This window comes from Rhizobium sp. CFBP 8762, from assembly GCF_014841565.1.
Classification (GTDB): Bacteria; Pseudomonadota; Alphaproteobacteria; order Rhizobiales; family Rhizobiaceae; genus CFBP-8762.
In genome coordinates, this window is the sequence record NZ_JACYUD010000002.1 from 653,789 (window position 1) to 666,261 (window position 12,473).

Genomic DNA, 12,473 nt, shown 5'->3' on the forward strand with positions numbered 1-12,473 from the left:
TAACGCAAACGCGATTATCCGATAGCGATATCCAACCCCATATCCAGCGGCATCGCGGCCATGGTGATGCGGGAGGTGGAGATGTAGTCGACGCCGGTTTCCGCAATGGCGCGCACAGTTGTAAGGTCCACATTGCCGGAAGCCTCCAGACGGCACCGGCCATTGACCAGCGCCACCGCCTGACGCAGCATGTCCAAACGCATATTATCGAGCAGGATAACGTCCGGCGCACATTCGACCGCCTCGCGCACCTGTTCCAGCGTATCTGCCTCCACCTCCAGCATGACCATATGGCCAGCAGCGGCACGGGCGGCGTGGATGGCGGCAGCGACGCCGCCGACAACGGCGATATGGTTGTCCTTGATCAGGAGGGCGTCATCCAGCCCGAACCGATGGTTGGAGCCGCCACCCACCTTGACTGCGTATTTCTGCAACAGCCGAAGGCCCGGAAACGTCTTTCGCGTGCAGCAGATACGGGCATGGGTATGGGCAATTTCCGCCGCAAATTGGGCCGTGGCCGTCGCAACGCCGGAGAGATGCATGAGCATATTGAGTGCGACACGCTCCGCTGAAAGCATCGCGCCTGCCGCACCCGTCAGCCGTGCCAGCACGGTATCGGCCGTCACCACCTGCCCATCCTCAATCAGAACCTCGAATGCCATGTCCGGGTCCATCAGCCGGAAGGCGGTTCTTGCAACCTCTATCCCTGCAATTGTTCCGGGCCCGTGCGACACCAGAACAGCCTCCGCCTGCGCGTGTGCCGGAATGGTAGCAGCGGTGGTGATGTCACCGCGACGGCCCAAATCCTCCAGAAGTGCTGCCCGCACCTGCTCTTCCACCAGCAAATGCGGCAGTGTCGGTTTCAACGTCATCACGCGCTCTCCATCATCTCTGCCAGTACGGCATCTGCTTGTTCCAGCGTCAAACGCGTGCGCTCTGCCCATGCCGGCGAAGTTTCGGGATAATCTTCACGATACTGCGCGCCACGGCTTTCGGTGCGCAGGTATGCGCCCACCGCCATCAGCTTTGCCGCAGTCAGCGCGTTGGAGTGCGGGCTAGCCTGCTCCATTCCAGCGATAGCGCGCAAGGCCGCTTTCAATCCATCTTCGGTGCGAATGACGCCTACATGCTCACTCATGATCTTGCGCAGGACAGCAAGATCACCGCCGGCGGGCGTGATCTGCGGCACCATTTTTGGCGCACCGACCGCGCCAGCGGACCGCCCATCAATGTCCTGCGCCACCCGCGCGGAAAACACCACCGCCTCCAGCAGCGAGTTGGACGCCAGCCGGTTGGCACCGTGGACTCCGGTACAGGCCACCTCGCCCGCCGCCCACAGGCCGGAAAGCGAAGTGCGCCCTGCAGCATCTGTCAGCACGCCGCCCATATGGTAATGCGCCGCAGGCACCACTGGAATAGGCTGCGCCGCCGGGTCGAGTCCGCCCTTCAGGCAGGCGGCATACACGGTTGGAAAGCGCGCAGCAAACGCTGCGCCCACAGCCTGTCTGCAATCGAGATAGGCGCCCCGCCCAGCCTGCACCTGCGCAAACACCGCCCGCGCCACGATATCGCGCGGTGCCAGATCACCATCCGCATGATGCGACGCCATAAAGGCATGGCCATCGCTGTCCACCAGGCAAGCCCCCTCGCCACGAAGCGCTTCGGTTGCCAGTGGAGCAGGATCACCCGCAAGGTCGATGGCGGTGGGATGAAACTGTACAAACTCCGGGTCCGCAATCACCGCCCCGGCGCGTGCGGCCATGCCCAGACCCCGCCCGCAGGACTGCGCCGGATTGGTCGTGATACGGTAGAGATGCCCCGCACCCCCGCAGCACAACACAACCGCCCGCGCGCCAAAAACCAAGCGTTCGCCCTGTCGACCTTGCGCCACAACACCGTTCACGCGCCCAACATCCAGCAAAAGCGTCTCGGCTGTCAGTCCATCCAGCACGCGGATGCTGGGCGTTCTTGACACCGCAGCGATCAGCGCCTGCATAATCGCATGGCCCGCGCGGTCTCCCCCTACCCGCACAATGCGCCGCTCGCCGTGCGCCGCCTCGCGTGACAGCACCAGCGCGCCCGCTAGATCTCTGTCAAACGGAACGCCGTAACCCAGCAGATCCTCAATTCGCGCCGCTGCCTCGCCGATCATGCCAGCGGCCATATCGGCATCCACCAGCCCCGCACCGGCCGCCAGCGTGTCGGCCAGATGCTTTTCCACCGTATCACCCGGCCCGATAGCCGCCGCTATGCCGCCCTGTGCCCAGACCGATGACGCCCCGGTGCCAAGCGGTGCCGCTGTCATCAGCGTCACCGGCCGCGGCGCCAGTTTCAGTGCGCAGAACAGACCCGCCAGCCCTGCCCCGATGATGATGGTGTCGTCGCTTGCCATTGTCTACCGACTCAATTCGATCATGCGTTCCACCGCCAGCCGTGCACGATCGGCGATTGCGGGGTCCACCAGCACTTCCTCCGTCATATCCAGCAGGCTGGTCAGAATTTTCGGCAGGGTAATGCGCTTCATATGTGGACACAGATTGCATGGCTTGACGAATTCCACGCCCGGCGTTTCCGCCTCGATATTGGAGGCCATGGAGCACTCCGTGACCAGCAGCACCTTTGGCGGACGCTCGGTTTTCACATAGTTGATCATGCCTGCCGTAGAGCCGGAAAAATCACACACGGCAATCACATCCGGGTGGCATTCCGGGTGGCCGATAATCTGGATATTGGGATCAGCTTCCTTGTAGGCCAGCAGTTCCTCCGGCGTAAACCGCTCATGCACCTCGCAGCGGCCCTTCCATGTCAGGATTTTCTTTTTCGTCTGCTTGGCAACATTCAGCGCCAGATATTCATCGGGAATGCACAGCACCGTATCACTTTCCAGACTTTCCACGATGGAAACCACGTTGGATGAGGTGCAGCAGATATCCGTTTCCGCCTTCACATCGGCGGATGTGTTGACGTAGGTCACAACCGGTACGCCGGGAAAGCGGCTTTTCAGCATCCGCACATCCGCGCCCGTGATGGATTCCGACAGCGAGCAGCCCGCTTCACCATCGGGTATCAACACGGTCTTTTCCGGGTTCAACAGCTTGGACGTTTCAGCCATGAAATGGACACCGCACTGGATGATGATTTCGGCATCCACCTTGGTTGCATCCCGCGCCAGTTGCAGGCTATCGCCGACAATATCGGCGACACAGTGAAAGATATCGGGGCTCTGGTAATTGTGCGCAAGGATAACCGCGTTGCGCTCTTTTTTGATGCGGTTGATGGCATGGACATAAGGCGCATACACTGCCCACTCCATCGGCGGAATGAAGTGTTTGACCCGCTCATAGAGGGGCATTGTTTCCTTCAAAATCGTGGGTGTTACCGTCAGGTCTGGCATGGGTAAACGCCCGTACCGCTGCTGCGCGGTCTGAAAAACCTCGCGTCTTGCAACTGCGTAACCGACCATGTCCAGCGCTCCTGTATTGCTCAGAATGAGTATAACTAAATCAAACGTAGCGGGAAGTTCTGCAAGGCGCAACTCATATTTTATATGAAGTTTAAATTATCTATAATACATCAGCACTGCAAACGCCGCCGCAAGCAGCCAGATGGCGACAATCACCACCATTGCCACGCGGCTGACGGGGCGCTCCCCGCGTTCAGTTGCCACACGGCGAAGCTCTTCGATCAGCGCGGCAGGGATCAGTCGCACGGCCAAGAGTATGCCGAGCGGCACGAGGATCATATCATCGACAAGCCCAAGCGCCGGAATGAAATCCGGTATGAGATCAATGGGTGACAGCGCATAGGCTGCCACTGCACCCGCCACCAGCTTGGCGGCAAGCGATGTTCGCTGGTCGCGTGCCGCCAGCCAAAGCGCAATCACGTCGCGTTTGATGGTTTTTGCCCAGCGCTTGAGGGTTTTCAGCATAGTGGACACCCGTTATGATAGCATTGCTTATCCCATAAGTGTCTTCTAATCAATGCCGCCTGTAAGCCACATGGAAAGCCACAAAACCGGCAATGATCAAGACCACAATGACGAAGATTGCGGCATGGGGATCAATCGGTAGCTGGCTCATAATTCTTTGGATGGTTGTTCCGAACACATAGCCGACACCCGCAATCAGCGGCCCCCATATGGCTGCAGCAACAGCATTCAGCACCACGAACTTGCCCGTAGGCACCTGCGACACACCGATGGCGATGGGGCTGATGGTGCGCATGCCATAGATAAATCGAAACGCGAGAATAAACGCTGTTGGATATTGTTCCAGCAGGCCGGTGACCCGAACGAAGATCGGGCGTGCCATGGCAGCCTGAACCCGCGCACTGCCACGCGCATAGCGCCCGATCAAAAAGAAAATTTGGTCCGCCACAAACGAGCCGATAGACGCGGCGATTGCGACGCCGGTGAATGACAACAAGCCACGATGCGCCAGCACGCCGCCAATGAACACCACCGTTTCCCCCTCCACCGCCGCGCCCAAAAGTATGGCGAACAAGCCGTATTGTGCAATCAGCGTTTCGATGGCCACGTTTTATCCTCTCGATAAGAAAGGACTAGGTGTGATCAGCACGCGCGGGAAGTCAACCTGCTAGAACAAGGGCGGGTGCGGGTCTTGTAGCGCACACTTCGGCAAACAGAGAGTTAGCGTCGTCCCACACCAGCCGAGCCCCGGTCGCCAATCAACACATCGTATCGCGTCAAATCAGGACCAACGGGTTCACTGGCAAACACTTTGGTAAAAACACTGCGAACGCTTGGCTGTGCTGCCATCTTGAGAGCACCATGGAGCAGATGAATGCCAAGCCGGGTTTGGGGATTCATGAGGCGAGGTGCCAGTTTCGGGATACCTTGTCCTTTCCTCACCATGGGTCGCATTGCGCGCTCATAAGAGGCGAAAGCCTCCGCGCAATCAGCACTGCGTTTCAACTCGCTGGCCAGCACATAGCCACCAGTCACAGCGAGGGTGGCACCAATGCCCGCGAGCGGCGTTGCACACCAGGCGGCATCGCCGGTCAAAACCACGCGGCCGTTTGACCACCGTTTCAAGCGCACCTGTCGCAGCACATCGAAGTAGAAATCGTCGGTGTCATCCATTGCGGCCAGCACCCTTGGCGCCTCCCAGCCAGCATCGGCAAACCGTTCGTGAAGGTAGGCTTTCTGCTTGTCAACGGTCCAGTCCTGCTCACCGGCGGGTGGTTGGCGGATCGACAGCATGGCACGCGTGGTTCCCTGCCTGTCGGGCCGGAGCGATATGCTGCGCCCGTCGGTGGCATTGTACCAGCGCCACATCCGGTCATCGTCAGCCTGTCGCGGTATGGTGAAATATCCGATGGTAAGGTCCATCCAGCGAGGATCATTCTCGCCGCGAAACACCATCTCCCTGGTTGCCGAGCCTACGCCTTCCGCAACAATCACCGAATCAAAGTATTCGGTTTTCCCGCTGGCGAATGTGACGGCAGCAGACCCATCGCCGTCTTCAATCGTCTGAATTTGATCGCCGAAGCGGTAGGTGGCGCGTTTGCGGGCCGGTTCATACAGAAGACGCGCGAGATCACCGCGCAGAATTTCCATTTCTGCTGTCGGGCCATCGCCGCCGAGTTCGTCCGTGATGAATCTGGCGACAGCCTGACCGTGTTCGTCGATCCAGACGGTGCCCTCTTCTCCCGTACCGAGGTCCAGTGCCGTCTGCTCCAATCCCATACGCCGGAGCACCTCCCGCCCGACGCCTCTGATATCGATATTCTGACCACCCTCTCGAAATTCCGGGGCGCGCTCGACGACTGTTACGTCAAAGCCATACCGGCCAAGCCACCACGCGGCTGTATTTCCGGCGACGCTGGCACCGGTAATGAGAATGCGACGGGACATATGAACGATCTCCTTTTGCAAAGAACATCACTCATGATATATTTGTTCCGTCCTGTCGCTCCAGATTGTCGATGAGCCGCTGAAACAGATGCACAATCGACTTTGCCTCGTCAGGCGAAAACCCTTCCAGACCCTGCGCGTTTGCGGCAAGAAGTGCCTGACGTCCGAAGACTGCGGCTTCCAATCCTTTTTCTGTCAGTTCCACCATCGCAGCCCGGCGGTCGGTTGAGGATGGCGTACGGCTGATCAGCAGCATGGCCTCAAGCTTGTCGAGCAATGCGACCATGGCCGGTTGCTTCACGGCAGACGATCGGACGAGGTCGCGCTGGAGCATCGGCCCTTTCCAGGAAAGAAGCATGACTGGCCCAATCAGCGACAGGGAAAGACCATGCGGGCGCAAAGCAGTATCCACCAGCCGGTTGAACACCCGTGCGGCGTGGTTGGCAAGATAACCAGGGGCAACCGCCGCTTCCGGATGAATGTGATCGTCGTTATCGGGCATAGGTCTTTCTAGGCCATCCCCGGCCGGGTTGCCAGTCCCCGAGGCTCGGATCGTTCAGGATGAAGCCGGTAGGCGCACCCCTGTTAAGACAACTTGACGATGATCTCCATCAAAGCTTGAAATTCGCCGGACAGATCTTCATTCGGATCGATCAACCATTGGGTTTGAAGCCCATCCATGGCTGCGGTGATAATTCGCGCCGCATGGGCTGGCGTCCAGCCGGGGTTGAGCAGACCCTTGGCCTGGCAACCAGACAAAAGCTCGGTCAACCGGTCCAGAAGAAAGGCATAGCGGCGCACGAAAAAATCATGGCCGGGATGTTTGGGATCAATCGCCTCGCCCGCCATCATACTGTGAAGAACAACATCCAGTCGGTTTTCATGATTGAATTTCATGAGAAGACAAAGCGCCCTCATGGATTCCAACGGAAAGTTTGTATCGAGTGGCGATATGTTAACAGCCTTTGCGTCTCGGCGTTCCAGAATAGAGAGAAGCAATTCATCCTTGCTTTTGAAGTAACGAAATATCAGTGGCTGCGCGACACCAACTCTATCCGTAATCGCCTTCAATGTTGCGCCGTGATAGCCAACCTCTCCAAATATCTCGTAGGCTGCAAGCATAATGGATTCGCGCGTTTCTGCTGATTTGGCATACGGACCGCGAACTTTTCGTGTTTTTTCAGTCACCTTTTCCTGTCTAATCCTTCACATCATTTTACGTCGAGAATGTCTCGACAATCCGCGTCCTGCCACGATCAACGTCCACACGTCGTTGTTATAATCGCAAGTCTGCGGTCCTAGAAGCAAATTATCTCCCCGCCACCTTGAAATTTTGAATCATCTATTTTACTAAAAAATTATATCCGAATCAAAATTCGGAAGGCAGTCTGATTTTGCCGTCAGCTGCCCATCAGCAACCTTTGGGAGGAGGGTCACCATGACATCTTTGAGTGGGTCATTGGAGCGGGACGTAACAGATAGTCCGGGCATAACGTCCGAGCCGTTAATGCTGGAAAAGCGCGTGAGCTGGCTGTTCATAGCTGTGCTGTTTTGCGCTCAGACACTGTTTTTCATTTCACTGCTTGGGCCGGCCATCATCGGCATCAGCGTCAAGGTGCAAACTCTTGTGCCAGCGGACCAGAAGACCACCGCGCTCGCACTGGTCGCGACACTGGGTGCCTTGTCGGCGGTATTTTCCAATGTCATTTTCGGTCGCCTGTCGGATAGAACCACGGGACGCTTTGGCCGCAGACGGCCATGGATCATTGGCGGCACGATCACCATGTTGTGCGGTCTGGCAGGGGTTGCTGCAGCGCCCACCACGATTGCGATGGCCCTTGCATGGGCGTTGACCCAAGCCGGTGCAAATATGGTCATTGCTCCGTTTTATGCCAGCGCAGCGGATCGCGTTCCAAAGTCCCAAAGAGGTCTGGTGACGTCCCTGATGGGGCTTTCTCCCAGCCTTGGCGTGATGGGCGGCGTCTACATCGCAAAGGCTTTTGTTGCCAACATGTGGCTGCTGTTCGTGCCGATGGCGCTCATCGCAGTGGTTGCTATGCTGCTGTATTGCATCGTTCTTCCCGATCAGCGGATGTCGGTTCCGCCGCCGCGCTTGTCATGGAAGGAAATCCTTCAGACATTCTACGTGAACCCACGGCTGTTTCCCGACTTTAGCTACGCATGGCTGTCTCGCTGCCTGATCGAGATTGCGATGTATTTGTTCGTGACCTACCGGTTGTTCTTCATTCAGGATCGCCTGATGCTTCCGGTTGCCGAAGCTGCGCTCATCGTCAGCACCGGCGTCCTCTGCTACACGCTGGCGCTCATGCCATCGGCTTTGATAGCCGGCAAACTTTCTGACAAAACCGGAAAACGAAAGGTCTTTGTCGGCTTTTCCGCTGTTGTCTTTGCTATCGGAACAGTCCTGCTCGCCTTCGTTCATGATGCACAAACGTTCTACATCGTTGAGGCGCTTCTCGGTCTCTCCTACGGTGTTTATATGGGTGTTGACCTTGCGCTGGTGATGGATGTGCTTCCGGACCAGAAAAACCCCGGCAAGGATCTCGGCATCTTCAATATCGCAAAGGCTTTCCCGCAGGCTGCCGCTCCGGCAATCGGCGCGACGTTGCTGGCCGTGGGTGCCGACGGCGCAAAGAACTACACCTTCCTGCTTGTGGTTGCCGGGATCATCGGGATCGGCGGCGCGTTGGCAGTCATTCCAATCAAAAAGGTACGTTGATGTCGGTAGAACCTATGAACACAACAGGCGGGATCGAAGAAGACATTCTACAAGCGCTCGCTGTCCTGTCGCTGGAAGAGAAGGTTGCGCTCGTCCGGGGAGCCGATTTCTGGTCTACCACCCCAATCGAGAGGATCGGACTGCGCCGCATCGTCTTCTCGGATGGACCATCGGGTGTGCGGGGCGAGCGCTGGGACGAGCGCTCACCCTCCCTCAGCCTGCCCTGCGGCTCGGCCATGGCTGCTTCGTTCGATGTTGAACTGGCTTACCAGTATGGCGCGGTATGTGCGCAGGAAGCGGTGCGCAAGGGCGTTGATGTCGTGCTTGGCCCAACGATCAATCTGCATCGCTCACCCCGTGGCGGGCGCCATTTCGAATGCCTCAGTGAAGACCCGTGGCTGACGGCCGACATGGCAGCGGCCTATGTCAAAGGGGTGCAGGAGCAAGGCATCGCCGCGACACCCAAGCACTACATCGCCAATGATTCAGAAACAGAACGATATACGGTCGATGTTCGGGTCTGCGAAAAAACCCTGCGGGAACTGTACCTGATCCCGTTCGAGTCCGCTGTGAAGGCCGGTGCATGGGCCTTGATGAGCGCCTATAACAGTGTCAACGGCGTGACCATGTCCGAACACGACCTGCTGACCGCGCCTCTCGATCACGAATGGGGTTTCGACGGTGCGATTGTGTCCGACTGGACCGGTGTGCGCAGCCTGAAATCCGCCTCTGCGGGTCAGGATCTGGCGATGCCCGGACCCGCGCCGGCATGGGCCAACCTGTCGCAAGCGGTGCGCGACGGCGAGATTCGCGAGGCTGATCTGGACAGGAAAGTCATCCGTCTGCTTCGTCTGGCCGCGCGTGTCGGAGCCTTTGGCACCGCCAAACGGACGTCCACGGTTTCAGGCGAAACCGATATTGATCGGGACTCGACCAACCGGGATCTCAGCAAAACGTTTGCGGTGTCCGGCATGGTGCTGCTGAAAAACGAAAGCATGTTGCCGCTCTCCCCCGCCGACGTCAAAAGCATTGCGGTAATCGGGCAAAATGCGGTCGAAGGACGGTTCCAGGGCGGCGGCAGCGCGACAGTGTTGCCCAACCGGGTCGTCAGTCCGCTCGAAGGCATAAAAACATCGTTCGCGGATGCAGCGGTGCAATACAGCCAGGGTTACAACATCAATGAGGGGCTGATACCGTTTCCTGTGGAATGGCTGGTTAATCCCCGGACCGGTGAGCGGGGGCTGATCGCCACCTTCTACGACGAAGACAACAACATTCTCCAACAGGATGACAGGTTTGCGGCTCGTTTGGTCTGGATGAATGGTGACGCGCCGCTTGATACGGCCCGCAAACTCGTCTTGCGCACCAACCTGCAAGCGCCAGCATTTGCCCGTATGGAAATGGGCGTCGGCACGACGCTGAACACCCGTTTCACCGTCAACGGACAAACAGTCTTCGACTGCGCTCCGACAAAAGGCGACCGGCAACTGGGCGCATCGTTCGCTTTCCCGCCGCTTGAGACCGCAACAGTGGATCTGGAGGCCTCGAATATCATTGAGGTGGAATTCGACCTACAGTCTTCCAGAGGCCATTTTACCAGCGCAATCGGTATCACGCTCGGCTACGTTCAGATGCCGCAGGACCATGACGCTTTGTTGGCGGAGGCAGTCGAGACTGCGCGTGCCTGCGAGGTGGCAGTCGTCGTGGTCGGCACCAATTTTCGACATGAGGCGGAGGGCAGAGACCGCGCTCTGCTGAAACTGCCGGGACATCAGGATGCGTTGGTCCGTGCCGTTGTGGCGGCGAACCCCAATACCATTGTTATCGTCAATGCGGGTGCACCGGTCGAGATGCCATGGCGGCACGACGTCAAGGCCTTGCTGATATCGTGGTTTGGCGGACAGGAGTTCGGCAGAGCCATCGGCGATATTCTGACAGGTGAAGCCGAGCCCGGAGGACGCTTGCCGACAACGTGGCCGAGCACGCTGGAGGAAACCCCCGTCAGCGAGGTTGTTCCCACCGACGGGATGCTGACATACAGCGAAGGCATTCACATTGGCTATCGAAGCTGGTTGCGCGCGGGAAAAACCCCGGCCTATCCGTTCGGTTTCGGTCTGGGTTACACGACCTGGGAACTGCGCGACCTGCGCGTGGCGAGGCAGGATGACAGCGCTGTTGAGGTGTGTGTCTGTGTCGCCAACACGGGGCAGCGGTCCGGTACGCAAGTCATTCAGATCTTTGCGGAAAAGAAAGATACTGTGGTCGACCGCCCGGTGCGGTGGCTCGTGGGCGTCAAAAAGATATATGCCAACGCGCAGCACGCAATTATCACGCGCCTGTCCATCGAAACGCGCCGCTTTGCGCATTGGGATAACGGGTGGATGCTTGAGGACGGGGAATTCACCATTCGAGCCGGATTCTGCGTTAATGATTTGAGCATGGCTCAGACCATCCGTCTTTCCGATACTGCCGCTGCCGAGGTTGCTGTGGCCAAAGAAAAAAGGCGGCAGACGTCGTGACCGGCTCGGACCAAAGCATGGGGCGGACGGTGGAAACACAGATTTCCGGTAACGCACTGAAATTTCGCTTTCTGGCGCTGCTGGCGACCCTGATGGGTTTTGCGTCGATATCGACCGATCTCTATCTGCCTGCAATGCCCGTTATGGGCAAAGAATTGCAGGCAGATACCGGAACGATGGAATTGACGATCACGGGATTTCTGATCGGCTTTAGCGTCGGTCAGTTGTTCTGGGGGCCGTTGGGAGATCGCTTCGGACGAAGACTGCCAATTGCACTTGGGATTTTGCTGTTTGTTGTGGGATCAATCGGTTGCGGTCTGTCTGCGTCGCCGACGCAGATCATGGTGTGGCGGATCGTACAGGCAGCCGGTGCTTGTTCCGGGGTTGTCCTTGCGCGCGCAATGGTTCGCGACGTTTACACGGGCGCAGAAGCGGCGCGCATGTTGTCCACCCTGCTGACAGTCATGGCGGTTGCGCCATTGCTGGGCCCTTTCCTTGGTGCCTATATCCTTGAGCACTTCGGATGGCGGATGATATTCTTCGTCCTGGCAGCCATTGGAGCAATCACAATTGCTGCGTTGTTCAGTGTCCCGGAAACGCTACCGGCTGACAAGCGTTTGTCCGGCAGCCTGTCGGCTGTCTTCCGTTCGTACGGACAGATTATATCAGACTTCAAATTTTTGAGCTTCTCGATTTCCGCAGGCTTCTTTTATCTGGGTGTCTACGCCTACGTGGCGGGAACGCCATTTGCATTTATCCAATATTACGGCGTCGATCCGAAGCATTACGGGGTGTTGTTTGCTCTTGGCGTGGTCGGTATCATCGTGACCAACACGATAAACCGGCGATTGCTGCGGCATTTCAATCACGTGACGCTGTTGCTCTGCGGCGCAGCCGGCGCGGCAACAATTGGTATTGCCACCGCTGCAATCGAGGTTCTGGGTTACGGCCAGCTCTGGTTGCTCGTGGTTCTGCTGTTCTTGTTCATCTCGTTTTCCGGGTTAATTCTGGCGAATTCCATGACCGGGGCCATGCAGGATTTTCCACAGCGTGCAGGTGCAGCGTCGGCGCTTGCGGGTGCAATTCAATACGGTTTCGGCATTTTCGGTTCTGCTGCAATTGGCTTCCTTGCCAATGGTACGCCGGGGCCACTTGCGGTTGTCATCTGTGTTTCCGGGCTTGGGTGCCTGACCTTCAGCCTGTGTTCGTTTCTGATCACGGCTCGGCATCGACATTAAACCCGGCGACACCAAGCGTCGACATTGAAGACGCCAGTTTTAACCCAAGCAGGTTCACATGCTTCGCATTCCCAGGGAATGCGATGGGGCTGCGTGCAGCC

11 protein-coding genes are annotated in these 12,473 nt (G+C 58.0%); 3 read left to right on the top strand and 8 right to left on the bottom strand.

Going from position 1 to position 12,473, the window contains the following annotated elements; translation table 11 throughout:
• Positions 1-14: 14 nt before the first annotated feature.
• From nadC to IFT84_RS08210, 8 genes are all read right to left on the bottom strand, one after another.
• Positions 15-875, bottom strand: coding sequence for a carboxylating nicotinate-nucleotide diphosphorylase (gene nadC / locus IFT84_RS08175; RefSeq protein WP_192118159.1), 861 nt, complete (start codon positions 873-875; stop codon positions 15-17).
• A complete protein-coding gene (locus IFT84_RS08180; protein ID WP_192118160.1) occupies positions 872-2,392 on the bottom strand; it encodes an L-aspartate oxidase in 1,521 nt (506 codons plus the stop codon). Before IFT84_RS08180 ends, nadC begins: the two co-directional genes overlap by 4 nt.
• Positions 2,393-2,395: 3 nt before the next feature.
• On the bottom strand, positions 2,396-3,463 hold the full coding sequence (nadA, locus tag IFT84_RS08185) for a quinolinate synthase NadA (protein WP_192118161.1): 1,068 nt from the start codon (positions 3,461-3,463) through the stop codon (positions 2,396-2,398).
• A 96-nt stretch (positions 3,464-3,559) separates the two neighbouring features.
• The gene (locus tag IFT84_RS08190) at positions 3,560-3,928 is read right to left on the bottom strand and encodes a YkvA family protein (RefSeq protein WP_192118162.1); all 369 of its coding nucleotides are present in this window, start codon (positions 3,926-3,928) and stop codon (positions 3,560-3,562) included.
• 49 nt (positions 3,929-3,977) lie between these two features.
• Positions 3,978-4,535: a VTT domain-containing protein gene (locus IFT84_RS08195; protein ID WP_192118163.1), complete on the bottom strand. Its 558-nt coding sequence runs from the start codon at positions 4,533-4,535 to the stop codon at positions 3,978-3,980.
• Between the two features lie 113 nt (positions 4,536-4,648).
• Positions 4,649-5,875, bottom strand: coding sequence for an FAD-dependent monooxygenase (locus IFT84_RS08200; RefSeq protein ID WP_192118164.1), 1,227 nt, complete (start codon positions 5,873-5,875; stop codon positions 4,649-4,651).
• Between the two features lie 31 nt (positions 5,876-5,906).
• Positions 5,907-6,377, bottom strand: coding sequence for a MarR family winged helix-turn-helix transcriptional regulator (locus IFT84_RS08205; protein WP_192118165.1), 471 nt, complete (start codon positions 6,375-6,377; stop codon positions 5,907-5,909).
• A gap of 83 nt (positions 6,378-6,460) precedes the next feature.
• Positions 6,461-7,063: a TetR family transcriptional regulator gene (locus IFT84_RS08210; protein ID WP_192118166.1), complete on the bottom strand. Its 603-nt coding sequence runs from the start codon at positions 7,061-7,063 to the stop codon at positions 6,461-6,463.
• A gap of 250 nt (positions 7,064-7,313) precedes the next feature.
• Between IFT84_RS08210 and IFT84_RS08215 the strand changes: the two genes are divergently transcribed.
• Genes IFT84_RS08215 through IFT84_RS08225 form a run of 3 tightly spaced genes read left to right on the top strand, consistent with a single transcriptional unit; the run spans position 7,314 to position 12,372 of the window.
• Positions 7,314-8,615, top strand: coding sequence for an MFS transporter (locus IFT84_RS08215; protein WP_192118167.1), 1,302 nt, complete (start codon positions 7,314-7,316; stop codon positions 8,613-8,615).
• A complete protein-coding gene (locus tag IFT84_RS08220; protein ID WP_206757398.1) occupies positions 8,615-11,134 on the top strand; it encodes a beta-glucosidase family protein in 2,520 nt (839 codons plus the stop codon). Before IFT84_RS08215 ends, IFT84_RS08220 begins: the two co-directional genes overlap by 1 nt.
• The gene (locus IFT84_RS08225) at positions 11,131-12,372 is read left to right on the top strand and encodes a multidrug effflux MFS transporter (protein WP_342212845.1); all 1,242 of its coding nucleotides are present in this window, start codon (positions 11,131-11,133) and stop codon (positions 12,370-12,372) included. The genes IFT84_RS08220 and IFT84_RS08225 overlap by 4 nt, the downstream gene beginning before the upstream one ends.
• The last annotated feature ends 101 nt before the right edge of the window (positions 12,373-12,473 follow it).